This is a genomic window from Roseibium sp. SCP14 (genome assembly GCF_040329475.1).
In the GTDB taxonomy this organism is placed as follows: domain Bacteria; phylum Pseudomonadota; class Alphaproteobacteria; order Rhizobiales; family Stappiaceae; genus Roseibium.
Genome location: NZ_JBDZYH010000015.1, coordinates 36,300 through 61,294 on the forward strand (window position 1 = coordinate 36,300; position 24,995 = coordinate 61,294).

Genomic DNA, 24,995 nt, shown 5'->3' on the forward strand with positions numbered 1-24,995 from the left:
GGCCTACCTGCCTTGGAACAACGGATAGATTTCAGGATGAGCGACCATCACCGGTCCGCCGCGCACAAGGTCCATGTTGGCAGTCTCTTCCGAGATGATACAGCCGGCTTCCTCGCAGATCACAAGCCCGGCCGCACAGTCCCAACTGTTCACGTGCCCTTCCAGGTACGCGCCTGACCAACCGCGGGCAACATGTGTCAGGCACATCGTCGCCGCGCCCAGTCGGCGGTAATCCAGTCCGGCGCCGTAACATTGGTCGATATACCCAAGGTACTGGTCGACGGGCGATGATGGTGCCTTGCCCAACACGATCGTCGAAGGTGCCCTTGCAAGGGCCGTCACGTTGAGCGGGGTGTCACCGAGAAATGCACCGAATCCGCGCCTTGCCCAGAAAAGCTCCCGTCGGTCGGGAGCAAAGATGACACCAAACTCCCGCCTGTTTCCCTTCATCCAACCAATCGAAATTCCCCAAAGATCCATTCCTGAAGAGAAATTGGTCGTGCCGTCGATCGGGTCGAGCACCCAGACGCCGCCGTCACCGACCTGCTTCGTGGTTTCCTCCGCAAAGATCGCGTCGTCCGGAAACGAACGCTGGATCCTCTCGACCAGAAACTTCTCGACCGCGAGGTCCGCATCAGTGACGAAGTCGGCTTCTGCTTTCTGATCGATCGTAAGTCCCTGCTGCCTGTGCCGTTGCGCGATTTTCCCCGCTTCGACTGCGATATTGCGGGCAAGCCCAAGCCTTGCTTCGATGTCATTCATGACGCACTTAAGCTCCTACCTTTGCCAGGACATCGGCACGCAGGAAGCGTTCGATGAACAACATGAAGAGGACAGATGGCACCAGCAATATCAACGCTGTAATCGACGCGATCTGATAGTTGCCTTCCATACTGGCGGTGAACAGAAGGATCGGAAGCGTGTGGATCTCGGGAATTCCGACGAAATAGACGCCGGTAAATTCATCAAGCGAGGCAAGAAAGACAAAGATGGCACTGGCCATGATTCCCGGAGCTGCTTGCGGCAGGGTCACATCCAGAAAGGCCCTGAAGGGTGACGCTCCCATATTGCGGGCCGCCTCTTCGGTTTCCCGATTCACCGAGGCAAACGAGGCCGCACAAATCCATACGCTGAGCACCAAACCGTGTGCCGTGTGCACCATGACCACACCCAGGACGGTTCCGTTCAGGCCAAAGGAATAGAAAATCCGGCCGACATTCGCAAAGATGGTGATAGACGGCAGCGCTTGAGGCAGCAGAAACGCAAGCATAATGAGCCAACGGAACGGAACGCTTCGCCGCCCCAGGGCGTAACCGGCAGGAATCGAGAGCGCCAGGCTCGCGGCAACAGTCGCCAGCGCGATGAATATCGACAGCCAGAGCGATTCCATCGCCCTGCCTTGCGGCCGGAACACTCTTTCCCAGAATGAAAAACCGTATTCCAGCGGCAGTTTCGCGGGAAAATACCATTTCTCCGCAACCGCCCACAGGCCCAGATTCACGAACGGGCCGAAAATCACACATGCAAGCAACACCAGGAAGGCGCAGGTTACGATCTTGCGGCCAAACGAGCCCGCCTGGAGAAAGGAATTGGAACGTAGCAACCCGGAATTCGTGCTCACGATTGGGTCTCCTTGATCTGGTGACGAAGATAGATCCAGCTTGCAATACCGACCATCAGATAACTGATCACGCCGAGAGCGTTTGCCACGCCATAGTCGCCATAGGAGTTGATCCGGAAGGCGATATCGACCGTCATCATGGTCGGGGTGCCGGCGTTGATCATCAATGGAACCGACAGGACCGACATGATGGTCACGACCGACAAAATGGCGCCGACCATCAACGTTGAAACTGTTTGGGGAACGACGATCTCGATAAGAATTCTCAGACGCCCGGCTCCCAGGTTCCGGCCGGCGTCAATGGTTGCACGGTCGATACTGGCCATGGCACCTGCCAGCAGCAAGGTGACAAACGGTGTCTGCTTCCACACGAACGTAATGATGATACCGCGCCAATCCAGAAAGCTGACGGCCTGTAGCGGTGTAATAACGTCTAGGGAGATCAGGACGTTGTTCATGAGGCCGTTCTTTGCCAGGAAAGTGCGCATAAGCTGAGCGGCCACGATGAACGGAATGAACAGAGGCCAGCGGTACAGCCACCTCAGGGAAGCAACGACAAATCTGTTTTCGCCCAGTGTCAACGCTCCGGCGATTGCGATGGAAAACAGACAGATCAGCAGGACCGACAGTGCGACGATAACAACAGTGAAAAAGATGTCCTTTGAATAGACCTTGAAGGCCTTTTGATAATTGGCGAATGAAAAGAAACCATCGGTCTCAAATGAGGTCACAACTGACAGAATGAGCGGCATTGCAAACAGCGCCAGGATAACGCCGAGCGATGGCGCCAACATCAGCCATGTTGCATATCTTTCTTTGGACATAGGACACCTGGTGTGAAGGGAAGAGGCAGGTCGCGACTGACGACCCAACCCACCTCTTCAAGTTTTCCTGGAGGAATTCGGTTAGTTGGCGACTTGCTCTTCGTAGGCTTCTTTGATGTCGTCAAAATACGGAGCGATCGGGAACGGCTTGCCTCTCTCAGCCAGGTTTTGCGGCGTGACGTCGACGAAGAGTTTGTCCCAATCTTCCGTCGAGAGTTCCGGCTGAACGTGTTCGGCATCGATACCGGGATACCAGTTGAACCGCTTGACGATCCCTTCGGCCTGTACGGCAGGACTTGTCGCCAGTTCGATGAATTTGCGCGCCAAATCGCCATGGGCCGCCTTCTTGGGAACGATGTAGTACATCGGCTGCCCCGGAAGACCCGGCTCGATCAGATTGAGCTTGATGGCCGGATTGACACGGCCATCGGCCTGCCAGGTGTAGAACATGTCGACCCACACCGGGCCCATGGCAATTTCGCCCCGGTTGAGCATGTCCAGGGTACCGGCGTTGCCCGGCGTAAAGGTGACGTTCTCGTTGAACTCCTTGAGGTCGGAAAGAACGGTGCCCCACTGATCTTTCATGGATGGGTCATACGGCCCGTTTGCAATCTTGTCCGGATTGTCGCCATACGCGTAGATCCAGCCAACGACGAATGCGAGACCGGACATGCCGTTCTTGATGCCGTTATAGCCGAACACCCCCGGATTTTCGGCCGTGAACTGACGCAACTCATCGAAGCTCGAAGGCGGGTTTGCGATGATATCAGGGTTGTAGGCCAAGGCCGTCTGACTGTGGAACATGGGCATGACATAGCCGTCGACGTTAACGCCCAGCGCCATCTTGGCCGTATCGCGCGTGATCATTTCGCCGGTTGAGATATCACCACGATACTTGGACAGGAGCCCTGCATCTGCCATGTCGCCAGCCATCTTCTGGTGAACGATGGCAACATCGATGTCCCAGGTCTCGTTGCCGGCATTGGCCTGCGCATCGAGCTTCTCGAAAATCTTGTGTGAGCCGGCATCGCCGGGACCGGTCCCGACCGCCCGTACCTTGACCCCCGGATTCTGCGCTTCAAAGAGTGGCCCCAGGTAGTCGGTGATATATTCGACCATGTTTTCGGAACCCGCGGTGCTGACATTAAGCACCTCTTCCGAACTGGCCGGCACCGAAATTGTGATTGCGGCGCTCGCCAGCAAAATGCCTTGAACTAACTTCTTCACTCTTCTTCTCCCTTTGCTACGGCGCTGTCTGCATGAAGCAGCGCCATTTCCAGCCGTGGCGTCTTGCCCGCCAGCTTGAAAACTCTCCTTCTCGACAACCGGATAGCCGGCCGTCATTCGCTCATTTGGGGTTCGTCAAACAGATGAACGTCGGTCTCGGGAACGGACAGGGTGATCCGATCCCCGATCTGGAACCTGTCTTCCTGATCGACCTGATAGGTTCCGAAGCGGGTCGTAATTCCATAGCGGTACCGCCCTCCCGGATAGGCAACATCGCTGATCTCCCCGGAAAAGCTCAGCCCGGGGGCGAGATTGTCGGCACTTTTGAAAAGGTTGGCCGCCTCGGCCCGGAACCGGACGGTCATCGGCCTGTTCGGATCAAAGAAAAAGTCGGCACCGTTGCTTAGGTCCGGACGACTGATCGCCCCCAGGTCCAGCCCGTCCGGCGTGGAAAGGGCAATGCCGTCCTCGGTCGCCGTCGCTCTGACTTCGATTGAGTTGTCCGCTCCAAGGAACGAAGCAATGAAGGGGGTGTTCGGATGCCTGTAGACGGATTCAGGTTCCCCGTCCTGAACGATCTCGCCGTCTTTCATGATGATGATCCGGTCCGCCATAACCATGGCTTCTTCCCGATCGTGAGTGACGTGTATCGCGGTCAGCCCGAGCCTCTTCTGAATGGCCCGGATTTCATGACGCATGCTCAGGCGTATCTTGGCATCGAGGTTTGAAAGAGGCTCGTCGAGAAGCAAGGTTTGCGGCTCGATTGCCAACGCTCTTCCAAGAGCAACCCGCTGGCGCTGACCACCCGACAGATCGGTCACCTTGCGCGCGCCCAGGCCCTCAAGGCCAAGAAACGAAAGCATTTCATCAACCCGTTTGGCGATATCGCTTTTGCTCTTGCGACGAAGTTTCAGACCGTATCCGATGTTCTGCGCAACCGTCATGTGAGGCCACAGGGCGTATGACTGGAACACCATCGCCATGCCTCTTCGCTCCGGCGGAACATGGGTGATGTCCTGGGAGCCGACACGGATCTGACCGGAACTCACCTTCATGAAACCGCTGATGGAGCGAAGCAGCGTCGTTTTTCCGCAACCGGATGATCCAAGAAGCGCAACGAAGGTACCTGGTTCAATGTCCAGATCGATGCCCTTGAGGACTTTTACCGATCCGTATTGCGCTTCGACCGCCGAGATATGGATGGGTGACGAGTTCATGAATTTTCCGTTCTTTCAACTTCGCGCTGCTTGGCGGAAACCGGATTTTCAGGAGCAGCGAATTCAACTTCGATTTGCAGACACAGCCTCGGCGTTCGCGCCGCCGCCACCGGAGCGCGTCAAAAAGTTTCACCAACTTTCACCGGCTCTAAGCCGACCGGAGATTGAGTGTCTTCAGGGAAAAGATGCGGTCATGCACCGACGGGCAAAGACTGCCGAAACATCCGCAAGGCGGTTTGTATATCAATCTCCTTCCCGCGAATTCCAGGAACTGCGAGACAAGGACTGAACGATGGCACGGACATCAACAGATTGAACCGTTTGAGCGAAGACCGGCATTTTCCGGATACCGGAATGCATCCGAAATTTTCTGAGCGAGCGCGCCCTACCGATTACTCCATGATGCGACAGAAGTCGTGAATTCGGCCGTGAGGCAAGAACGTCCGACAGTCTCCGCGCAGCTTTGACAGACTTGTGTCGACGTTCTGACAAGCAAAGCAGTTTGCGCGCTCCGAAACGGCCTGTCAGCGGTGATTTCGCTGCAGGTTCTGCTGCTTGCTCCTTGTGAGTGCAAACGAACGGACGCGCTTGAAACGTCCCGTTTTCTGCCACCGATTTGAGATCAGCTCGCCCTCTTGCAGGTGCTTTCTTCAACATGCCCTCCCAAGCTTGTCGACGACAACGTTATCACTTTTGCACGCGCGAGCAAGAAAAAAATGCTCGCGCGTGCAAAATCGTGCGCACGGGTGCAAGAATAGGGCTCGCACCGGCAATTGAACTCGATTAGGATCGCGCCGGCAGGATTACGCAGGTGTAGGAAAGGCTTATGAAAGAGCAGGCCTCGGAACAGAGCTCAATTGTGACAGCCGATGATGTGGCGGAAGCCGCAGGCGTCTCGCGCTGGACGGTTGCGCGAGCATTCAAGGCTGGCGCGTCCATTTCTCAAAAAAGCCGTGACAAGATTTTGTCCGTCGCAGCCGAGCTTGGCTATACGCCGGATCTGCTGGCCTCAAGCCTGGCATCAGAACGAACAAATCAAATCGCACTGCTGGTGGATGATTTTCACAACCCTCACAAGCTGCCTATCCTGAACATCCTGACCGAAAAACTTCAGCTGGCGGGTTTCACCGCGATATTGGTCAATATCGCGGCCGGACAGACACCATCCGACGGCTTGCTTCATGCAAGCCAGCGACGGGTCGATGCCGCAATCCTCATCGGAACCCAGTTTGACGAGAGCCTGATGCAAACCGCATTGGGTGCGAGGAAGCTGAAAAAACTGGTCGTCTTTGCCCGTGAGAGTGAAGATCCCAATACTCTGTCCGTTTCTTGCGACAACGAAACCGCAGTCGGCGTTATCACGGATTATGTCATCTCTTCCGGATACAAGAGACCGATCTACCTGGCGGGACCGGACACGCTTTCGACGTCGCTGAAGCGGAAACGGACATTCGTCACCAAAATGAGTGAACGCGGCTATTCCCCTCCTGACATTCATAGTGTGTCAGCCTATGATCCGCAGCTCGCCCGGAATGTCATGAGAGAGATCTTGAACAACCGGGAAGGGGTCAAGCGTCCGGACATCGTCTTGTGCGAGAACGATGTCATTGCGGTCGGGGCAATCGACGTTATCCGCTATGAGATGGGCCTGAGGATTCCGGAGGACATTGCTGTCATCGGTTTCGATGACATCAGTCTTGCGTCATCTCCCGCATACAACCTGACAACATACCGCCAGCCGCTTGCGGAAATGGCAGACTGTTTGATCGAAATGCTCCAGTCCCCCGAAGAGCCGCGGAAAAAGCAATTGCTGCTGGGGGAATTTGTCAAAAGATCCTCTGCCTGATCGAGGCCTGAATCTGCTTTTTTGCTTCCCGGGCCTGCGAAATACCCAGCCAAATTAGCTATTTGCGGCCCTTTGTGAACATATCGCCTTGAAAATCGCGCCTGCCGGACTGACATCAGTCTCCAGCAAATATGTTTGAGCCCGAGCTGGCGGTCGTTGCCAATCATTCAAACACCATGCAGGTCACAAATCCCGGTTGTGACTACAAGAGCGAGGGAGCGGATTTTGTCATTTCCGGGGAGTGGAGGACAGGGCTTTCCGTCGCCATACCGAAGGGACGACCCTGTTTGTGCGGACTGGACCGCGTCAAGGCCGATGTTGTAATGCAGGTAGCAAGCTCTGCCACTTGCGACTAGGGAGTTATGAAATGCGCCTTATAATTGCAATCCTGCTTCCATTTTTGGTCTTCTTCACGATCGGACGGCCGTTTCAGGGCATTTTTTGTCTGCTGCTGCAAATCACGCTGATTGGCTGGATACCAGCCGCAATCTGGGCGGTGTATGCTCTAAGCCAGTACAACACCGACAAGAAGATCGCAGCGATGCAAAGATCGCAAGGTGGCTAGCCCCCACAACGCACAAGTGCCGTCTTGTTCTCCTAGTCGCCAGGTCAGGTTGGAGGGGATCGAAAGGCCGTTATCTTGATCCTTCAACCGAAAGCTAAAGCATTCCTGCACTTTTCAGCTTCCTGACGGAGGGTCTTTCGTCCATGAGCGATTTGAACCTTGACAACTTCCGGTAATTGGAAATGTCGACACCGTCGCCTTCAAGCCAGGTGCAAATCAGATACAGGTAGGGATCTGCGAGAGACATTTCCTGCCCGAGCACATACGGTTCCTGCAGCAGATTGTCTTCCACATAGGCGCAGGACGTCGCCATTGTTTCAGGCACCTTGGCACGCATATCCTCAAAACTGGTGCGCTCATTCGCCCAGCGGTGTCCACGAAGTTTGTGAGCATGGTTCACGTGCATTGTCGAGGCCAGATAGTACATCACTTCGCGCATTTTGGCGGCTTGGAACGCATCATCAGGCACCAGCTTTGACGAAGGTGAGATCGCGTTGGCGTATTCCAGGATCGCACCCGTTTCAGTTACGATTCCATCCTCGGTCACTAGCGCAGGAACACGGCCTTTCGGATTAATTCTTGCGTAATCGGCACTCGTTTGCTCGCCGGTCGAGAAATCTATTCTCCTGGCTTCAAAAGTAAGCTCCAGCTCCTCCATTACGATCGCAACCGCAATCGAGATCGTGTTCGGTGCAAAATAGAGTTCCATGCAATATCGGCCCGCTGCTCAGTGTGATGAAGTTCAGGACACTAGGATGTTCCAATTCCGGGTGTCCAGCCCTACCGGACCGGTAAACTTCAAGATTTCGGGAGCGGGGGAAGAGGGCGGATCAGCAATCTTGAAAACCATGAAGCCGATCGAAGTTGCGCAGCCTCAATCAAAGATTTTTTGACGGAATTCAGAGCTCCGCTAACGCCATTTGTCCAAGGCTTTGACAATCTTCGCCTCAAAGGCCCGCACCTGTTTTTCCTGAATTTTTTCTGCGCCATAGAGAGATAGAAACTCAAGCCTGCTGTTCCTGGTGCACGCTCCAAGCAAGGCGTGTTTCAATATTCTCCTGACCGGTTGCCACATCACCAATCTATCAACCCACCAAGGCGACCCCAGCGTCGTGACAGCGAGCACCTGTCTCAGGTTGAAAAGTTTCGGTTTGATCGGACCGAAGTCGTCAGCGTGATCATAAGCAAGTCCCGGCCCCCACGCTCTGTCGAACCACCCCTTCAGGATCGCGGGAAATCCAAACCACCAGGTGGGGAAAACAAGCACGAGGGCTTCTGCTTCCTGCAACCGTTTGACCTGGCCCTCGATTTGCGACGCGTCGTACGAGCCGTAATACGTTTCACGCTCTCTATCAGAAAGGGTCGGATCGTATCCTTGCGCATACAAGTCTTCTTCAAGGACATCGTGACCGCTTTCAATCAAATGTTGCACAACTCTGTTGGCGAGGTGCCTGCAAAGACTGTTCGGCAAGGGATGAGAAACAACAACAAGACACTTCAAGGGGATTTCTCGACATAAATGTTTTCAGGGAGAAAGCACAGAGTTTCCATATTCCGCCAACCGCTGACTGCCAATCACTTTATCAAACCACAGAGCTAGAAACGAAGGGAACGCTAGACTTCCTGGCAACTCGGTATCGGCGGCCGCTACTGGTGGCTGCAATCGAATTTCGACCGCAGATGGGTACAATCAGGAGAAAAGGTCGTTTTCGATCAGAACTACCAGCGCTACGATTACTGCTGGAAAGCAAGTACCCATTCTAAACATCTTATCTGTTTTGAGTGCCGGCGGCATGGGCTGTCATGCCGACTCCTGATTACGGTCGTTCACTGCAGTGCCCTATTCACCGGCCTCGAGAGTCAGGAGATCAAAAAAATCCCGGCCAACAGGGGAGGTTCAAACTGTTGGCCGGGCAAGAAGGAGCCTCTGACAACCCCGGTTCAGTCAGACGTCGGTTCTGTATTGATCCGGGATTGGCAGTCGTTAGAGGCCCCGCAACGCATCAAACGCTGAATTTGAAAGACTTTAAGCTCCGCGGCAGCGGCCGGAACATGACCTTATGACGGCAGCTGAATTGCCTGTCCCTGCTTCAAGGACAGCTGTGCAAAATGCGCCAGTTTGGATGCCGCTACGCCGTCGGACAGGGACGGAGATGTCTTGTCTTTTCTGGCAACGCAATCCAGGAACGAGGCAATCTCGATGCCATAAGCCTGGCGGTAGCGTGTAGACCAGTCATCGGAAATCTGCCCATGGCGGGCACCACCGCGATCTTCGAAAACAACAAGATCGGACAGGGGATTTCCAACATTGAGCCTGCCCTTCGGGCCGAAAGCTTCGATCCGCTGATCGTAGCCATTTGCCGCCCGCCAGCTGTTCTGCAACACAACTTGCTGGCCGTTTTCTCCGATCATGACCATCGTCGCCGTATCGATGTGGCCAAGATCGGCATACTCACGATTGATCAGGGCCGCACCGTAGCAGGCTATGCTGCGGACCTCTCCACCCAGAAGCCATCGCACCATGTCGAAGTCATGAATGGCAGTTTCGGCTATCAGTCCGGCAGAAGTTTCAAGCTGTCTCAGCGTCGGCGGCGTGTGGTCCCGGCTGACAACATGCAGCTGCTCGATTTCCCCGATCGCGCCACGTTCGATTTCTGCCTTCAATGCCGCCATTTGGGGATCGAAGCGCCGGTTGAACCCGACTTGTATGCGGTCTTCATGGGGCGCAAGGCTGTCCAGCTGCCCCAGTATGTCTTTATAATCCGGAGCGACCGGTTTCTCGCAGAAAACATAAGCTCCCGTTGCCGCGACGCTGGCACATTGCTCCAGGTGAAGGTGCGCCGGACTCGCTATGACATAGGCATCAAAGCGCTCTTGACGAAGCGCCGTTTCAATCGGTGCAACGGTTACTTCCAGTGCCGGGCTCGCCAGATCGTCCGCAAGCAGTTGCGCAGCGCTCGGATCGGCGTCGCACACAGTCAACTGATGCAAATGTTTGTCACCTGCCAGACTGCCGGCATGGAGGCGTCCCATGTGTCCGCACCCGATCAGACATATTTTCAGTGTTCTATCAGCACACACGATGGATATTCCTTTCGAAACTGACGCCGGAGGCAGTCAGGATTTTTTCAAGATAGGTAAAGGCCGTGCGCGCCATCGCGGCCGGCTCAGCAATTTCCGGGTCCTGTTCGGCCTCAACAAGCAACCATCCATGCCATCCGTGTTCCGCGATCTGGCGGGCTAGCGGCGCAAAATCGAGATCGCCATCTCCCGGAACCGTGAACATCCCTTTCCTCACGCCGTCGTTGAACGTGTCGCGCGATGGGTCGAGCTGGCTGATGACCTGTCTCCGGATGTCTTTGAGATGGATATGATCTATGCGGCTCCACCAACGCTTCATGACAGGGACATAGTCCTCACCGGCCAGTGCAAGATGGCCGGTATCCAGCAACAATCCGACCTCGGGTCCGCACTCGGTCAAAAGCTCGTCGATCTGGGCAGAGGTCTCCACCGGCTGCATCATGTGGTGGTGATAGACCAGAGCAATCCCGCGATCGGCCAGGCGCTTGCCAAGTTGCGTCAAACGTCCGGCGTAGGTCTTCAGATCAAACAGGTCGACCCGAGGCCGCTGATCCAATGGCGACTTCGCACCGAGATCCGGGCCGCATCCGCACTCTCCGTAGACCATGACGCTGCAACCGAGCCGGAGGAGGCGATCTGCAAACACCATGGCGTCCGGCCACTCGGCCTCGACATCGCGCTCGGCCAAGTAACCCGAATACCAGGACGATACGGGTCTCAGTCCGCGCGAGCCGAGTGTGTCCAATATCTCCTGGTCGGACTCCGGAAACTTCCGCCCCAGCTCGACCCCTGTGAAGCCTGCTGCCGACGCCTCGCGGATACATTGATCATAGGAAACATCGTCGCCCAGATCGAGGATGGCCTGATTTGTCCAGGAGAGGGGAGAGATACCCAATCTGATATCGCTCATGTTACCTCCCTCGGCGCCTGGCGCGTGAAACCCAGCAAGAAGGTCTGGCAAGCCTGCGCTCCAGCGGTGAAAGTTATGTTCTTTGCGAAATCCTCTGCACCCCAAAAATCGGTCACGACTCCACCGGCTTCACGCAGGATCACGACACCGGCTGCGCAATCCAGAAATCCGGTCGGCCCTTCGAAATATCCGTCAAGACGACCGCTGGCGACATAAGCCAGCGACAATGCGCAGGTTCCGACGATACGAACCGCGGCGACTTCTTCGCGAAGTTTGTGCAATCGGCCATAGGCGCCGTTGGAATGCCGATAGGCGTCCAACGGCAACCCGGTGCCGACCACAAATCGAGCCGGATCGGCTTGACTTCGCACGCGGATCGGAACGTTGTTGAGCGTGGATTGGGTGCCCTGCGATGCACAGAACATCTCATCGTTCACCGGAGCATAAATCACACCGGCAATCGGCTGTTGGTTGCGCACCAGCGCGATCGATATCGCGAAAGGCAGCCCGGAAAGAAAATTCGTCGTACCGTCGATCGGATCGACAACCCAGATCAGATCCGCATCCTGCGGACCGTGATGACCTGACTCTTCTCCCTGAAAGGCAATGTCCGGATGCGCTTCCTGAAGTGTGTCTCGAATGAGCGCTTCGACGGTTTCATCCGCTTCGCACAAGAGGTCCGCCTGGCCCTTGAACTGAATATCGAGCGTTGCCGTTCGCTTGAAATAGTCCATGGCCAATGCACCTGCAGAGCGTGCGGTTTCGGTCATCAAAGGCAGGTAATCTGCGGCGCGCATCACACTTCCTCCTCCGATTTCTGCCGGTCAGGCAAAGTGTCGAATGTCCTGAGGGGCGGCAATCTCAAGCCAACCTCCTGTCCGAGAACCGCATCATCGCGCGTCTCGCACAGCACGATCTGATCTCCGATCCGCACAAGGTACCTGGTCAGGTTTCCGAGATAGGAGACTTCGCTGATCACCCCGTTGAGGTCGCCCTGATCGACCGGGACAAGTGCGATTGCCTCGGGGCGGGCGAATATGGCGACGGCATTGTCACGGTTTGTCTGAAAGGACATTTTCGCTTTGATTTCAGTACCATCCGTCAAACGGAAGCGATCATCTGAAATTGCCTTGCCGCTAAGAAAACTTGCCTTGCCGACGAAGTCGGCGACCTGAGCGTTTTCCGGCGTCTCGTAAATCTCGCGCGGGGTGCCGACCTGCAGCACTTCCCCCTGTCGCATCACCGCGATGCGGTCGGAAATGTCCAGAGCTTCTTCCTGGTCATGGGTGACATAAACCGCTGTCAGTCCAAGCCGCTTCTGCAAATTGCGGATGTCACGGCGAAGCTTGACCCGAAGCTTGGCGTCCAGGTTTGAAAGCGGCTCGTCAAACAGCAGGAGCGGGGGATCAATCACCACCGCCCGGGCAAGGGCTGCACGCTGCTGCATGCCGCCGGACATTTCTCCGGGGTACTTGCCCGCGGCTTCGGTCAGCTCAACCATTCGAAGGGTGCTGGCCACTTTTTCCCGGATCATATCCTTCGGTTCGCGCCGCATTTCCAGACCGTAGGCCACATTCGCGGCAATCGTCTTTGTGGGCCAGAGCGCGTAATTCTGGAATACGAAGCCGATGCCCCGATCCCAGGGCTCAAGGGCGCTCACGTCCTTGCCGTTAAAGCGCACCCGGCCCGCCGACGGTTTGGTGAAGCCTGCAAGACACCGCAACAAAGTGGTTTTCCCGCAGCCTGACGGTCCCAGAAGGGTGAACAGCTCGCCGTTGCGAATTTCAAGCTCGGTTGGTTTCAACGCGGTGAAATCGCCGAAGTTGATCTGCAATCCTTCGATCGACACATCCAGTCCGGCACTGCCGTTAATCGCAGACGTCGTCATTGAGAAAGGCTCTTTCTTTTTCTGGTTACAAGCGCGAGCGGCACATAAAGAATGACCATCATCAACACGGCCATTGCTGCCGCGTATCCGAAATTGGCGCCCGGTGAGACTGTGTTCTGGAAGATGACTGCCGACATCGGCGTCCAGGGTGGACGATAAAGCAGAATGGTGGAACTGAGCTCGGTCACCGAATGCAGGAACACGAGCGTGGCGCCAGTGATTGCACCGCTGAGCATCATCGGAACGACAACGCCCATGAACACGCGCATCGGCTTCGCACCCAGACTGAGTGCAGCATCTTCCATGGCTGGGTGAATTTGATAAAGAGTTGCCTCACCGGTTTTCAGGGCAAACGGCAGCATCCTGATGAAGTAGCTCAAAACCAGAATGAACCATGTTCCGGTAAGCAACAGAGGTTCCTGGTTGAACGCCAGAATGAACCCGATCGCAAACACCGTTCCCGGAATGATGTAAGGCGTCATGACCAGGCCGTTCAGGACAGGCGCGATGACCCGATAGCGCTTCCGGACAATGACGTAGGCTATGCTCAGGCCGAAAAACAAACTCAGAGCCGTGGCAGCCGCGGCAGTCGAAAGGCTGACCCAGACCGAGTTCATCTGATTGCTGAACAGGTTCACATAGTTGCTGAGAGTTGGAACACTCGTCACTGTTCCGGCACGCCATTCCAGAAAGGACGTAACGGTCACGACCGCATGCGGTGTGAATGCCAGCGCGATGACGGTTCCCGCAAAGCCGTAGATCAGCCACTTCATACCTGTGGAGGGAACATCCAGAACCTGTTTGCGGGAGGTAACGGATGCAAAACTTCGCCCGGCCAGCACAAGCCGCTGCATCGCCAGGAACAGCGTCGCGATGACAAGCATGATGATTGACCCGGTAGAGGCGATGGAGGGATTGCCTCCGGTTTCGTTGAGAAATTCCGTATAGACGAGCTTCGGCAGGATCAGGAGGTCGAGCGAGATGATGAACGGCGTGCCAAAGTCCGAGAATGCGGCCATCGCCGCCATATAGAGGCCTGTCAGAATTCCCGGCAGGCAAGTCGGCACTTCGATGTTCCAAAAGGACCGCCGGCGGGATGCACCAAGGCTCAGCGCACTTTCTCTCAATGTCGGGTCAACTCCGGAAAAGCTGTCCAGGCTCATGAGAAAGACAAGCGGGTAAAGAAGCCAGACAATGACCCAGATGACGCCGTGCATGCCAACGATCGTCCAGTCCAGTCCTAGAGCATTGGTCAAAAGACCATTTGCCCCCAGGAGCATTCGCCAGACATAAGCCCCAAGGAAGGGCGGGGAGACGGATGCCATCGTGATCATGGCGATGCAGGCGGATCTCCACCGGAACTGGTAGCGCGCCACCATCCAGGCCAGCGGAACCGCAACGAGGCTGGCAAACAGCGTGGAAAGAACCGTGACAATCAGACTGTTCTTGATCGCTTCAAGGTAGGTGCTTCTCGTCAGGAACTCCCGAAAGTTCTGCAGGCTGAAGTGTTGCCTGCGATCCTGAAACCTCAGGAAGCTCTTCGGTTCGTGCCGCAGGAGTATGTTCGATCCGGATTGCTCGGGAACCAGAACGGGTGCACCGGAGTTGCCGAAAATGTCCAGAACGACCGTTTGTTCGATCAGGACATCAACGTTCTCACCGGTCAGCTGGAAACGCGTTCCGATGTGGCCAGCCACCAGTTCCAATGGTTCGGATGCACGGATCAAGGTTATGCCGGGCTGTTGTTGTTCAAACGTCACCGAAAAACCGTCGGGTCGTTCAAGTTGCACAGTCCCGTTTTCACTTGAGATCGGCGAAAAACGCGTCATTCCTTCGCTGACGAGGCTCAGGTTTCCATTTCGGCTCTGCAAGGTGAATGCTCCGCCGTCCTGTTTGAATGCCGAAATGACGATCCATAGTTGCGGCACCAGAACCAGCATCACTGCACCGACCAGGCAAAGCAGCGAAAACAGCTTCCAGGTGTCAGTCAGACTTTTCATCAGAGATTGGCCCTCAAGGGTCAGACAATGCCCCGGCAGCTTCAACGGCCGCCAGGGAGAGGATTTCAAAGGAAATTCGGAGGCTTATTTGCTTTCCAAGATCGACGTGAATTTCGCCTTGATCACATCGCGAGGCTCTTCAGCGGGAAAAAGCTGCAACTCGCCCATGGCCGGCAGGCCCGTCGGCGGCTGAACATCGGTGCGAATGGAACGCCGCTTGACGATTTCACTCGCAATTCTTTGTCCCTTCTGACTGATGATGAAATCGACAAAGACCCTCGCGTCCTCAGGGTTGGGAGCACCGTTGATGATGGCCAACCCGTCGACCTGGACGGTGACGCCGTCAGCGGGATAAATCATCTTGACCGGCAGACCCTCCGCCTCCCACTTAGCGCCCAGGTCCTCATTGACCCACCCCAGAGCAGCCTCGCCGTCGCGAACGCTTTCGAACATCGGAGACGATCCCTGAGTGGCGCGAACGGTCTTGATGACCTCCGTCATGAAATCCCAGCCAAGACCTGAAGCCAGGCCGGAAACGATCGAATGCCCGGTCCCCGAATGGTTGGGATCCGCCAAGACCACGCCGCCCTTGTCATTCCAGCGATCGTCGAGCACATCACGTACGGATGTCGGATAATCGGATTCCGAAACAATGTCCGTGTTCACCATCAAGGGCTGAGCGAACAGAGAAAACGGGAACCACTTGTTGTTCGGATCTGAAACAATCAATGCCCCGGCTTCCGGCGCCTCGTATGCTTCGTACAGATCGGAAAAGGTTTCGTAGGACTGGATTGCACCGCCCCATTGTATATCGGCCGCGGGATTGGCCGCTTCAGCTTTGACACGCTGATAGAGCGGTCCAGTCTCCCCGACGATGACCTCGACATCGATATCCGGATGAGCGGCTTCGAACACTTCGACAATCGGCCCGAACACGTCATCCCCATGAGCAGAGTAGATGGTGATTGTGCCGGCAGTCGCAGACAGCGTTCCGAGCACCATCGCCGCTGAGGTTGACAGAAGGAAATTTGAGATCCGCATGTGTATTCTCCCATTTTTGCAAGCGCGTGCAATTTTGCAAAAAACTGTTCGACTTCATCTCTGTACCCACTTCAATGAGAAAAAGGTGCAGCGCCCTCCCAAAAGGCGACAACATGGAATCGAATCCGCGCTACCTCCTGTTTTATACAGTTTCTCACGCGCTTGTCGAATCGAAAGTCATTTGCGACAATTGCACCAAGAATGATTGGACCCAAATCGCAGCCGCATATTGCACGCGCATGCAAAAAAGAGCATATTGAACCAATGCAACGTGTTACAGCAGATCAGGTCGCCGAACGTGCGGGTGTTTCGCGCTCGGCGGTTTCCCGGACCTTTACCAAAGATGCAAGCGTATCGGCCCGCACAGCGGAAAAGGTGCTGAAGGCGGCGAGGGAGCTTGGCTATCGCCCCAACGCGATCGCCTCCAGCCTTGCCAGCGGCAGCAGCAACATTGTTGCGCTGATCACGATCAGCAAACCTGACTTCCGCCGGCCTTATCTGATCCATCACCTCAACAATGCACTTCAGAAAATGGGACTGGTTCCCTACACGATCTGCGTTGACGAGAATTACCGGGGCGCCGAGACCCTTGCGCAAATCATTCAGATGCCGCTGAACACGGCGATCGTCAGTGCAGACGCCGTCAATGCATCTGACGTAATCCCGTTTTGCATCCACAGTCCGCCCATCATGCTCAACAGCAACTTCTCGCAGGACGAGCGGGTCGATGTCGTGAATGTCGATGACGCCACGGGAATTCAACAGATGACCAGCTACCTCCATGACCGTGATTACAAGACCGTCTGGCTGGTCACGGCACGGCGCTCCTCATCTGCTTTCCATTCAAGAAGCGTGGGCCTGCTCGAAGCCCTGGCACGAAGCGACATGAAGCTGATTGACAAGGAAGAGGGCGATTTCAGTTACGAAAGCGGGCAGGAGGCGTTTGAGAAACTGTCATCAAGAGGTCCTTTGCCCGACTGCTTGTTTTGTGCGAATGACGCGATGGCGATGGGGGCCATGGACACAGCCCGATTTGTACACGGACTTTCCGTTCCGCAGGACATAAGGATCATCGGGTTCGACGATGTTCCTCAAGCTTCCTGGCCGTCCTACAATCTGTCGACCATCAAGCAAAGCGTGATTGATACGGTTGATGCAATCATGGAAATCATTCAGCTGCGCGTCGCCAAGTCCTGTGACGAAGACCGCATCACGAGAACCGTTCCGACATCTTTCATTGCACGCGACTTTTGATGCCCAGCCACGAAACCGGCGGACATCTCATGTGAGGTTCGGAAGCCGAACAGGGGGCTCTTTCACCGGATGGCATGCCGGTCGGATTTGCCAACCCTGATCCTGAAGGACCGGTCTGGGCAACGAGACGCGACAAAGATTGATCAACAATCAAAATGATTTTGATGCCCGGTTCTAACCGCTTCAATTGCAGGATACATAAAGCGAAAACCCACCTATTCAGCTCAAGGTACGATCCTTTAAGAGGCAGAGCTGTCTCGAAAGGCAGTCGCTGGAGCTTCCTGGATGATTGATCGAAAGGAATGTGACGTGAGTCATATTGAAAAATTCGCCGGCGAGCGCGTTGGCCTTGAAGTTAAAGAAACCACGCTTGCGGAAGCGCAAACCCTGGGAGTGCGCAGCGGCCTGTTGATCGCGCGCGGCGTCAGCGAGGTTGAGGCGCATGAGGACCGCATCGTTCTACGCATGCCGGACGAGCCGCATTGTTGGGACGGGAACATGGTCACCTTTCGGAGCGCCCATGTCGATCCGGAGCGGCAGATTGCACAATTTCGCTCAGATTTCCCCGAAGCAGCACATGTTGCGATCTCTTGGGATATCCCTGACATGAAGATCGGACCGGAACACGAGCCGTTATCGGCTTTGGGGTTCGAGCTTGAGCAGATTGATGTCCTGAGCCTGACAGCCCCTCTGGAGCGCGCACCCGTACCAAAGGGGATTGACATTCGTCCTGTCGAAAGCGAGTCAGATTGGCATCAGGTCATTGCGCTGCAAATTGATACGGGCGTCGAGCAGGGCTTCGAGCGCTCTTCCTACGAAATATACCTTCGCTCTCGCTTCGCGAGCCGGCGCCGCCAGATTGCGGAAGGCTGGGCAACCTGGCTGGGAGCCTTTGAGGGTGACCTTCTGGCCGCGGATCTGGGTATCTATGCCGATCATGGCGTGGCGCGGTTTCAGGAAGTCGAGACCCGGCCCAGCCACCGGCGGCGGGGTATCTGCGCAGCGCTTGTAACCGCGGGGGTTGATTGGGCAAGGTCCCGAGCCCCGGATACCGTGCCGGTCCTGCACGCGCTCAGCAACAGCCCCGCTGGCCGGATCTATCGGCGGTGCGGCTTTGAACATTGCGAAACCCAGGTCTTGGCGATGCTGCCGCCTGCTGGAACCTTCGAACGCCCCGATAATACCTAGAAACAGCAAGCCCCTGCGGCAACCGAACAGGTGAGAGCGTCCATTTTGCCAGGGGTTGGGTCTTCATTCTCAGCGCCATGCAGATGGACGTCGCATATCAAAGAGTTTTGGATCGGCACCGACTGGTAACGTGGAGGGACTCCCTTCCAGAGCACATGAATGTGCCCCTCTCATTCCGGGATGAGCACGTTTCCCAGCTCAATCAGCTCAGGATCAGGGACAACCTGGAGTAAGCGAAGTGCCTTCGTCGGAAACGTTGACACACTCACCTGGAGGCCCGTCGGGTCCTTCGTTGGCAACAACAACATTTGCAACCGGCGGAGCAGCGCTACCGGCTTCAAGACCTCCGTCCGATTGACCGCCTGACTGGCAGGCACTCAGCAAGAAGAGCATCGCGATCGATCCGAGGACTGGATGAGTTAGCTTGGTCAATTTAATCATTTTTACTTCAATCCCTGACGATACAATCCTGACTAAAAGGTAGCACGAATTCCAATTCGAAGTAGAAAAATGGACTGAAGGAGACACTCGAGCGGGCGGCGGCTTGCCAAGAATGGGTGAGACGGCATCAGGCCGAGTTACTTCGCTAGCTCGAAACGGTCATTCGATCATGTCACCCCAAACACTTCTGATGGTGACCTGAAACCCAACCTATGGAAGGATGCAGAAGCCTTACAGGTCGGAAACCAGAGCACCCTTAATCTGACGAATCTCGTATCTTAATCTTGTCAATTTTTGCAATCTATGGTCGAGGAACGCCGCCGCTCCAGATCATGTTCAACAAAAACCAATTGGAATTTCTGTAATGGTGACACTTCGAGTTGATCCTTTCCCTTCTTCGAATGAATTGGATGCTCTTTGGCTCGAGGCCTGGGGTGAGCGCGCGGGCAGAAACTTCTCACAAATTCCATCTCGAAGCCTTGCCCACATTGGCGCTTATGAGAACGATCAACTGGTTGGCTTTGTTAATGTCGCCTGGGATGGGGGCATTCATGCATTTATTCTTGATACGTGTGTCCACCCCCGGGTACGGCGGCAAGGTATTGCCACTCGTCTGATCGCAAAGGCAACGAGAATTGCTCAAGATCGCGGCGCACTCTGGCTGCACGTCGATTTTGAGCCTCACCTTACGTCGTTCTACCGCACATGTGGTTTCGAGCATACCGAGGCGGGTCTCATGAGGTTGAGTTCGCAAATGAACGGTTGACCGAACGCCTACATGCGACTTGCCGCCACTGAAGACTGGAAAGGTGACTTATGAGGTCAAAGATCCCGGCCCTGGGCCTTCGGCAAGCAACGCTCAGGCTCGTCGAGCATGACCCGATATGGGCCGACTTGTTCGAAATTGAAGTCACACTGATCTTTAAAGCTTTGCCTGGTGTCGCGTTTGAGATTGACCATATCGGTAGCACCGCCGTGCCGGATCTGCCTGCCAAACCCATTCTGGACATTGCGATACGTTCAAATCATGAAACCGAAATTGCCACTGCACTCACCAATTTAGGTTACATTGATCGCGGCATTCGAAGTGGCCGTCTGTTCATACGCCTGCGGGACGGCGACGTGAGGACCCACAACCTGCACCTGTATCCTCCAAACGATGTCGCATGCCTTGATCACATCACATTCCGCGACGCCCTGCGCGCCGATCCAAGTCTGCGAAAGCAATACGCTGAACTCAAGCAAAACCTTGTTGAAAGCTTGGGAGATGCAGGGCGTGGACAATATGCGGACCGAAAAACCAACTTCATTAAATCCGTTGTCCAAAGTCAAAAGAAATAGTGCGAGGCGAGATTTGTCTCTTACACAAAATCTGGAGAGCAGATTTGTCTCTATGCTTGATTAGACAAGGCACTAACAAAGATGGACATGATCTTCTGTCAGTACATCTCGATGCGATCTGTGGGTTAGGCCCCGCTGCTTACACCGCCGAAGAGTGCGAAAGTTGGGCATCGGGCCTGAAGGCGGAGGGATACTCGGAAGCAATGTCGCACGGTGGAGAAGTGTTTCTGGTCGCAGAAACACGCGGCATTGTTGTTGGGTTTTGTTCGTACAAAGACAACGAACTCCGAATGGTTGAGACGCCTTGCGAAAAGGGGAAGATTTACTTCTTATCGAACTTTCGGGAATAGACACTCAGGTGCTCAGATCGGACATAGCGATTGTTCTCGTAGAACTTCAACAAGTCCCCAGCGGACTGGGAAACAAGCCATGAAGAGCAATAGTCTCTTTCCTGAGCCAGCTCCTGGATTGCTTCCATCAGTCTATTTCCAATTCCTTGCCGCCGATGGTTGGGGCATACAATGATCTCAGAAATATACAATGTTTTGCCAGCAGCGGACGTATGAGGAACACCAATAGACAACCCGACAAGGTCAGCTTGCTTGAAGACACCTACACCTATCCAGTTTGGTGTTCGACTCAGTTCTTTCAAACGCTCCCTTGCATTTTCAAAAGACCAAGTTTCATGCCACGGGGCACCTTTATAGACTTGAATAAATAGACCTGCAGCCGCCTCTGCTTCGTCGGCGCAAATCTGTCTAATCTCTAACACCATTGCACTTCACTCAGTTACAATCCAATTGCTTTCAACCGCAGTGATCCAACCTATGGAAGAGCAGAGGTCATGCAGGGAAAGGGGGAACTGTTCGAAAGGCGGCTCCAGTCGAATTTCCAACCGATACACGAACGGTTAAGGAGGAGGAGCAAATAAAGCATGCTGATCGAACGTCATCAAGAACCGCCGCCAACCCACAGCCGGGTGGCGGTCGTTTGTACCTCGGAATTGCATCGTCAGTTTGAGAGAACGCGATCAGTCTTTGCAGAGTTCACCAGTTTGCGCCTGGCAGGTTCTTTGCCGGGTGTGTTCACGCCAAGCAGCCATGGAGTCCGTGTTTCCTGTGCAGACGATCCACGCAACCATCCGCCCATCAGGTGTGTTGTAGTTCCAAGCCTTTTTGGCCTTCTCACATCTATCAACAGGCGATTTGCTCTTAGCCGATTCCGTGGATTTTTTCTGGTCCGTTGTTGATTGGCAGCCGGCAAGGACAAGACCTGCTGCAGCAAGCAGCCCAACGATTGAATGCGTTGAAAAAAGCTTCATATTTCTGTTTCGATTTGGAGAAACGCTGGTCGACCGATGAACTTCATAGTTGTTGTTTTCAATTTGTGTCAATCGTCGTCGCACGAATCCGGACCATTCTCACTTCACAGGCGAATTCGCGGCAGCAAGTTCAAAGGCAGGCTGCCACTCTCATGACGCCGGAGGAACTCTTTCCGACAGCAGGACCTGATGTCGGGAAAACTGTTGAAGCGCATGTGCCGGGTGGCGTTTGCCCCCAGTTTGGGCGGGTGATTCTACCGGTGAAGGGATTTCTGCTGAAAACGCCTTCTTGTAACATTCTGGTTGCTAGCTGTGTGGGCAACGACAAAACCGTGTCGTGGCGCGCCGACTGGCGCAAACACTCGGACACGAGTTCATGGCCGCCTTGACCACTGCCGGAGTGGGCGTCAGCGATATTGACTATGTGCTGTGCACCCATTTGCACGTGGATCACGTCGGCTGGAATTGCCGACTTGAGGACGAACGCTGGGTACCCACTTTCCCGAATGCTCGCTATCTGATGCCTGCTGCTGACGAAGAAATTCAACGTGCGCGCCACAGTGATCTTTACGTAGAAAGCGTTCTGCCGGTGATCGAAGCGGAGCAGGTCGAGCTGGTTGAGGCAGGACATAAGCTGGGTGAACATGTGACATTGATCCCGGCGCCGGGACACACGCAGGGCAACGTTTCGGGTGGAAGCATACGCTCACATTTTCTTCCAGATCGCCATCCCTCTAGTCGTGTGCCCAACTAGGAACTCGCTTGCACAAAAAATACGTAGCAGTAGACTAATCACTCTTGCATTCCAGGAGCAGCAAATGGTTCAGCGACACGTGACGTTCGCGACCGTGTTTGGTTTGTTTGCTACGCTACCGTTGTTTGTAGCAGCGCAACAAAGTGCAAATTCTGGGCAAAGTGCGCAAGTTGCGACCAACTCCGGATACAGCCAGGCACCGACGCTTGAAGGCGGTAACGGCGTTACGGCCGATATTGCGGAAGATGATGCGCAGACGCGTGGGCTGATTGAAGTCCGACCGTTAAAGGGCACGCTGCAGCCCTGGTTCAATTTCAAGAAACGTCTGAATGACAATATCGGCCTCAAACTCAATTTCAGTTATCAGGGCCTGTATCAACATGCGAACCCAACATTAACCGACGTCAAAGATGCCGCTGCTGTTCGAGGACAAATTCAGGGAGCCTGGACTCTACTAGGGAGAGATACAACAAACCCGGGAATATTGACCTTCCGTTTGGAAAACAGAAACACGGTCAACCGGGATATCCCTCCCACCAGTCTGGGTTTACAATTCGGCAGCGTTACCAACACCGGTACAGGCTTTAGCGACTTCGGTTCCGCGATGACAGAGTTGGCTTGGCGGCAGACGCTTTTGGACGGAAAATTCAAGTTCGTCACCGGCAAGATCAGTGCGATCTCCTGGTACAATACCTACGCCCTATCCTCATCGATGCGCGGATTTCAAAATACGGGCCTGCAATCCAGTCTTAGCAAACCTGCGCCTGGCCGTGCCCTTGGGTTCGGGATTGGCATTGAACCACACCCTCACTTTGTTGCCGTTGCCGGTATTCACGATGCCAATGGCAAAACCACGGACAATCCCTTCAACACAATTGGTGAGGGTGAATTCTACTATTCAGCCGAGTTCAGATACTATCCGACGACTCCCGACCGATGGAAATGGGACAGTTTGAAATTTCAAATCTGGCATCAAGATCAACGTGTTAACGCCGGAACTTCAGCTTCAACCGGTATCACCTTCCAGGCAAGCCGTCTTTTCGAAGATCGCTGGTATCCATTTGTTCTCGGCGGCATCTCCGATGGAAATGCCTCCATTTTCAGAGCAGACCTGATTGCTGGTTTGGGCGTGGCCATCGATACGAAGAACCGGGTTGCCCGGGATGCATTTGGAGTGGCGCTTGGCTGGGGAAACCCGTCCAATGACAGACTGCAGGATCAGTACACTGCGGAAATGTTCTATCGTGCGCAGATTACGAGAGCATTTGCTGTCACGCCGGCGGTTCAGTTTTTCGTCAATCCGGCAGCCAACCCGAAACATGATGGAGCCGTCGTCTGGAGTTTGCGCTCTCGCATCACATTCTGATGTCTTTGAAGAGCGCAGCAAGGCGAAATCACATCGAAAGGAGGTGAAGTACGCATCGTCAGTTTCTGAAGAGCAGTATTGGAGGAGGAAATTCGGATGTTCAAATTCAATGAAGTCAATTTTTCCTTGCCTGGCACTTTTGTGGCAGTAATTTTTACTTCCATGCTTACTGCAACATCGCTGGCCCAGGAACAGACCAAACCCGTCGAACTGGAAAAAACGCGAGACATGCGTTTCTGCGAAGTTCTTTTGATCAAGGACGGTATGGTGGACATCTACAATTCTTCAGGCCTCGGTGACTGTCCGGAAGATCTGTGGCAAAGCCTCGACCCGGAGAAGATGGCCGCTGAATTGGGCGTCGAGGAAATCCAGAAGAATGGCCCTCATTACTGGGTCATGGATTCGCAGACAGTCGGTTTCGGTGAAACCGAAACCTTTAATGACATTCCAGCCAGGTGGGTGGCACAAATCGAGGCCAAATTCCTGGGTGGCAGCAAAGGAACTGTTCCCTACACACAGTTCAAGACCTGCAAAACCCAGAAAATGGTCTACGACAACGGCAAAAAGGTGTGGGAATTTGTCGACACTGATGGCAACGTCTGGATCCTCCAAGCCCATGAAGCACAGTTCACATTGAGCGATCTGGACAATCTCGGCGCTCAAATGAAATCGTTGCCTGAAGGCTGGAGTTGGCGCACACGCGTTCTCGAAGAACCGATTGTTCTCGATCTTAAACAGTCCGAATGCAACATGGCTATTGGTGATGAATTCCACCAATATTACACGCTTTTGCCATCCAACGGTTGAATGCAACGCTGAATCAAACCGATGCCAGCTGGAAGGGCATCAGTGTTTCGATGTACTCTTAATGAGAGCCACAGCCATTTTGCGCTAGCGACACGTTTGCTTAGCGCCAGCATCTTCACCGGCTGGCAGGCGTTGCTTGCAACGCCGAGAGGCAATCTCGTGCCATTCATCGAGGGTAAGGTGGCTACAGCTTGTTCCCATGACGCAATCCTCCTGTCTGATGATCTATTGGTTTCAAACAGAAGTCGCACTTGGGAATAGCGCGCACCCTTGCGACTTCCAAGGTAAGTGCAACAGCAGCAT

At 54.7% G+C, this 24,995-nt stretch carries 25 protein-coding genes; 9 read left to right on the forward strand and 16 right to left on the reverse strand.

All coding sequences use genetic code 11. From position 1 onward, the window contains the following. Nucleotides 1–3: 3 nt before the first annotated feature. From ABLQ08_RS31750 to ABLQ08_RS31770, 5 genes are all read right to left on the reverse strand, one after another. Complete coding sequence (locus tag ABLQ08_RS31750) at nt 4–762, reverse strand: inositol monophosphatase family protein (RefSeq protein WP_352950786.1); 759 nt, start codon at nt 760–762, stop codon at nt 4–6. Nucleotides 763–769: 7 nt separating this feature from the next. Continuing rightward, nucleotides 770–1,555 (reverse strand): ABC transporter permease, encoded by a 786-nt coding sequence (locus ABLQ08_RS31755; RefSeq protein ID WP_352950815.1) that lies wholly within the window; start codon nt 1,553–1,555, stop codon nt 770–772. 62 nt (nt 1,556–1,617) lie between these two features. Next, a complete protein-coding gene (locus ABLQ08_RS31760) occupies nt 1,618–2,445 on the reverse strand; it encodes an ABC transporter permease (RefSeq protein ID WP_352950787.1) in 828 nt (275 codons plus the stop codon). An 81-nt stretch (nt 2,446–2,526) separates the two neighbouring features. After that, nucleotides 2,527–3,672: an extracellular solute-binding protein gene (locus tag ABLQ08_RS31765; protein ID WP_352950788.1), complete on the reverse strand. Its 1,146-nt coding sequence runs from the start codon at nt 3,670–3,672 to the stop codon at nt 2,527–2,529. A gap of 113 nt (nt 3,673–3,785) precedes the next feature. Next, complete coding sequence (locus ABLQ08_RS31770; protein WP_352950789.1) at nt 3,786–4,889, reverse strand: ABC transporter ATP-binding protein; 1,104 nt, start codon at nt 4,887–4,889, stop codon at nt 3,786–3,788. A gap of 826 nt (nt 4,890–5,715) precedes the next feature. On the opposite strand from ABLQ08_RS31770, the gene ABLQ08_RS31775 reads away from it, so the two are divergent. Beyond that, a complete protein-coding gene (locus ABLQ08_RS31775; protein ID WP_352950790.1) occupies nt 5,716–6,735 on the forward strand; it encodes a substrate-binding domain-containing protein in 1,020 nt (339 codons plus the stop codon). A gap of 367 nt (nt 6,736–7,102) precedes the next feature. Next, nucleotides 7,103–7,300, forward strand: a complete 198-nt coding sequence (locus tag ABLQ08_RS31780; RefSeq protein ID WP_352950791.1) for a YqaE/Pmp3 family membrane protein — start codon at nt 7,103–7,105, stop codon at nt 7,298–7,300. 94 nt (nt 7,301–7,394) lie between these two features. Here ABLQ08_RS31780 and ABLQ08_RS31785 read toward each other — a convergent pair whose 3' ends face one another. The 8 genes from ABLQ08_RS31785 to ABLQ08_RS31820 form a co-directional block, all read right to left on the reverse strand. Beyond that, complete coding sequence (locus ABLQ08_RS31785) at nt 7,395–8,009, reverse strand: glutathione S-transferase family protein (RefSeq protein ID WP_352950792.1); 615 nt, start codon at nt 8,007–8,009, stop codon at nt 7,395–7,397. Nucleotides 8,010–8,210: 201 nt separating this feature from the next. Further along, nucleotides 8,211–8,801, reverse strand: a complete 591-nt coding sequence (locus ABLQ08_RS31790; RefSeq protein ID WP_352950793.1) for an NAD(P)H-dependent oxidoreductase — start codon at nt 8,799–8,801, stop codon at nt 8,211–8,213. A gap of 557 nt (nt 8,802–9,358) precedes the next feature. Further along, nucleotides 9,359–10,381, reverse strand: coding sequence for a Gfo/Idh/MocA family protein (locus tag ABLQ08_RS31795; RefSeq protein WP_352950794.1), 1,023 nt, complete (start codon nt 10,379–10,381; stop codon nt 9,359–9,361). Further along, nucleotides 10,371–11,291: a myo-inosose-2 dehydratase gene (gene iolE, locus ABLQ08_RS31800; RefSeq protein ID WP_352950795.1), complete on the reverse strand. Its 921-nt coding sequence runs from the start codon at nt 11,289–11,291 to the stop codon at nt 10,371–10,373. Before iolE ends, ABLQ08_RS31795 begins: the two co-directional genes overlap by 11 nt. After that, a complete protein-coding gene (locus tag ABLQ08_RS31805; RefSeq protein WP_352950796.1) occupies nt 11,288–12,088 on the reverse strand; it encodes an inositol monophosphatase family protein in 801 nt (266 codons plus the stop codon). The genes iolE and ABLQ08_RS31805 overlap by 4 nt, the downstream gene beginning before the upstream one ends. After that, on the reverse strand, nt 12,088–13,179 hold the full coding sequence (locus ABLQ08_RS31810; protein ID WP_352950797.1) for an ABC transporter ATP-binding protein: 1,092 nt from the start codon (nt 13,177–13,179) through the stop codon (nt 12,088–12,090). The genes ABLQ08_RS31805 and ABLQ08_RS31810 overlap by 1 nt, the downstream gene beginning before the upstream one ends. Beyond that, the gene (locus ABLQ08_RS31815; RefSeq protein ID WP_352950798.1) at nt 13,176–15,179 is read right to left on the reverse strand and encodes an ABC transporter permease; all 2,004 of its coding nucleotides are present in this window, start codon (nt 15,177–15,179) and stop codon (nt 13,176–13,178) included. Before ABLQ08_RS31815 ends, ABLQ08_RS31810 begins: the two co-directional genes overlap by 4 nt. Nucleotides 15,180–15,263: 84 nt before the next feature. Further along, complete coding sequence (locus ABLQ08_RS31820; RefSeq protein ID WP_352950799.1) at nt 15,264–16,220, reverse strand: extracellular solute-binding protein; 957 nt, start codon at nt 16,218–16,220, stop codon at nt 15,264–15,266. Nucleotides 16,221–16,484: 264 nt separating this feature from the next. Between ABLQ08_RS31820 and ABLQ08_RS31825 the strand changes: the two genes are divergently transcribed. Beyond that, nucleotides 16,485–17,474: a LacI family DNA-binding transcriptional regulator gene (locus ABLQ08_RS31825; RefSeq protein ID WP_352950800.1), complete on the forward strand. Its 990-nt coding sequence runs from the start codon at nt 16,485–16,487 to the stop codon at nt 17,472–17,474. A gap of 309 nt (nt 17,475–17,783) precedes the next feature. Next, the gene (locus ABLQ08_RS31830; protein ID WP_352950801.1) at nt 17,784–18,662 is read left to right on the forward strand and encodes a GNAT family N-acetyltransferase; all 879 of its coding nucleotides are present in this window, start codon (nt 17,784–17,786) and stop codon (nt 18,660–18,662) included. A 213-nt stretch (nt 18,663–18,875) separates the two neighbouring features. On the opposite strand, the gene ABLQ08_RS31835 is transcribed toward ABLQ08_RS31830, so the two are convergent. Further along, the gene (locus ABLQ08_RS31835; protein ID WP_352950802.1) at nt 18,876–19,103 is read right to left on the reverse strand and encodes a hypothetical protein; all 228 of its coding nucleotides are present in this window, start codon (nt 19,101–19,103) and stop codon (nt 18,876–18,878) included. A gap of 364 nt (nt 19,104–19,467) precedes the next feature. Between ABLQ08_RS31835 and ABLQ08_RS31840 the strand changes: the two genes are divergently transcribed. Together ABLQ08_RS31840 and ABLQ08_RS31845 are read left to right on the forward strand one after the other, a co-directional pair. After that, entirely contained in the window at nt 19,468–19,869 is a 402-nt protein-coding gene (locus tag ABLQ08_RS31840; RefSeq protein ID WP_352950803.1) for a GNAT family N-acetyltransferase, read from the forward strand. A 50-nt stretch (nt 19,870–19,919) separates the two neighbouring features. After that, entirely contained in the window at nt 19,920–20,444 is a 525-nt protein-coding gene (locus tag ABLQ08_RS31845) for a GrpB family protein (protein WP_352950804.1), read from the forward strand. Nucleotides 20,445–20,766: 322 nt separating this feature from the next. Here ABLQ08_RS31845 and ABLQ08_RS31850 read toward each other — a convergent pair whose 3' ends face one another. Together ABLQ08_RS31850 and ABLQ08_RS31855 are read right to left on the reverse strand one after the other, a co-directional pair. Beyond that, nucleotides 20,767–21,219, reverse strand: coding sequence for a GNAT family N-acetyltransferase (locus ABLQ08_RS31850; protein ID WP_352950805.1), 453 nt, complete (start codon nt 21,217–21,219; stop codon nt 20,767–20,769). 255 nt (nt 21,220–21,474) lie between these two features. Continuing rightward, on the reverse strand, nt 21,475–21,837 hold the full coding sequence (locus ABLQ08_RS31855) for a hypothetical protein (RefSeq protein WP_352950806.1): 363 nt from the start codon (nt 21,835–21,837) through the stop codon (nt 21,475–21,477). 265 nt (nt 21,838–22,102) lie between these two features. Between ABLQ08_RS31855 and ABLQ08_RS31860 the strand changes: the two genes are divergently transcribed. The 3 genes from ABLQ08_RS31860 (at nt 22,103) to ABLQ08_RS31870 (ending at nt 24,692) form a co-directional block, all read left to right on the forward strand. Then, complete coding sequence (locus tag ABLQ08_RS31860) at nt 22,103–22,519, forward strand: MBL fold metallo-hydrolase (RefSeq protein WP_352950807.1); 417 nt, start codon at nt 22,103–22,105, stop codon at nt 22,517–22,519. Next, nucleotides 22,458–23,885 carry a carbohydrate porin gene (locus ABLQ08_RS31865; protein WP_352950808.1) on the forward strand — a complete coding sequence of 476 codons (1,428 nt, stop codon included), beginning with the start codon at nt 22,458–22,460 and terminating at the stop codon, nt 23,883–23,885. The genes ABLQ08_RS31860 and ABLQ08_RS31865 overlap by 62 nt, the downstream gene beginning before the upstream one ends. Nucleotides 23,886–23,981: 96 nt before the next feature. Further along, nucleotides 23,982–24,692, forward strand: coding sequence for a hypothetical protein (locus tag ABLQ08_RS31870; protein WP_352950809.1), 711 nt, complete (start codon nt 23,982–23,984; stop codon nt 24,690–24,692). The last annotated feature ends 303 nt before the right edge of the window (nt 24,693–24,995 follow it).

Coding starts and splice junctions, on each gene's coding strand:
- ABLQ08_RS31840 (WP_352950803.1), top strand. CDS start 19,468: ATGGTGACACTTCGAGTTGATCCTTTCCCTTCTTCGAATGAATTGGAT.
- ABLQ08_RS31785 (WP_352950792.1), bottom strand. CDS start 8,009: ATGGAACTCTATTTTGCACCGAACACGATCTCGATTGCGGTTGCGATC.
- ABLQ08_RS31820 (WP_352950799.1), bottom strand. CDS start 16,220: ATGCGGATCTCAAATTTCCTTCTGTCAACCTCAGCGGCGATGGTGCTC.
- ABLQ08_RS31750 (WP_352950786.1), bottom strand. CDS start 762: ATGAATGACATCGAAGCAAGGCTTGGGCTTGCCCGCAATATCGCAGTC.
- ABLQ08_RS31825 (WP_352950800.1), top strand. CDS start 16,485: ATGCAACGTGTTACAGCAGATCAGGTCGCCGAACGTGCGGGTGTTTCG.
- ABLQ08_RS31805 (WP_352950796.1), bottom strand. CDS start 12,088: ATGCGCGCCGCAGATTACCTGCCTTTGATGACCGAAACCGCACGCTCT.
- ABLQ08_RS31815 (WP_352950798.1), bottom strand. CDS start 15,179: ATGAAAAGTCTGACTGACACCTGGAAGCTGTTTTCGCTGCTTTGCCTG.
- ABLQ08_RS31850 (WP_352950805.1), bottom strand. CDS start 21,219: ATGGTGTTAGAGATTAGACAGATTTGCGCCGACGAAGCAGAGGCGGCT.
- ABLQ08_RS31775 (WP_352950790.1), top strand. CDS start 5,716: ATGAAAGAGCAGGCCTCGGAACAGAGCTCAATTGTGACAGCCGATGAT.
- ABLQ08_RS31870 (WP_352950809.1), top strand. CDS start 23,982: ATGTTCAAATTCAATGAAGTCAATTTTTCCTTGCCTGGCACTTTTGTG.
- ABLQ08_RS31780 (WP_352950791.1), top strand. CDS start 7,103: ATGCGCCTTATAATTGCAATCCTGCTTCCATTTTTGGTCTTCTTCACG.
- iolE (WP_352950795.1), bottom strand. CDS start 11,291: ATGAGCGATATCAGATTGGGTATCTCTCCCCTCTCCTGGACAAATCAG.
- ABLQ08_RS31810 (WP_352950797.1), bottom strand. CDS start 13,179: ATGACGACGTCTGCGATTAACGGCAGTGCCGGACTGGATGTGTCGATC.
- ABLQ08_RS31845 (WP_352950804.1), top strand. CDS start 19,920: ATGAGGTCAAAGATCCCGGCCCTGGGCCTTCGGCAAGCAACGCTCAGG.
- ABLQ08_RS31760 (WP_352950787.1), bottom strand. CDS start 2,445: ATGTCCAAAGAAAGATATGCAACATGGCTGATGTTGGCGCCATCGCTC.
- ABLQ08_RS31770 (WP_352950789.1), bottom strand. CDS start 4,889: ATGAACTCGTCACCCATCCATATCTCGGCGGTCGAAGCGCAATACGGA.
- ABLQ08_RS31835 (WP_352950802.1), bottom strand. CDS start 19,103: ATGATTAAATTGACCAAGCTAACTCATCCAGTCCTCGGATCGATCGCG.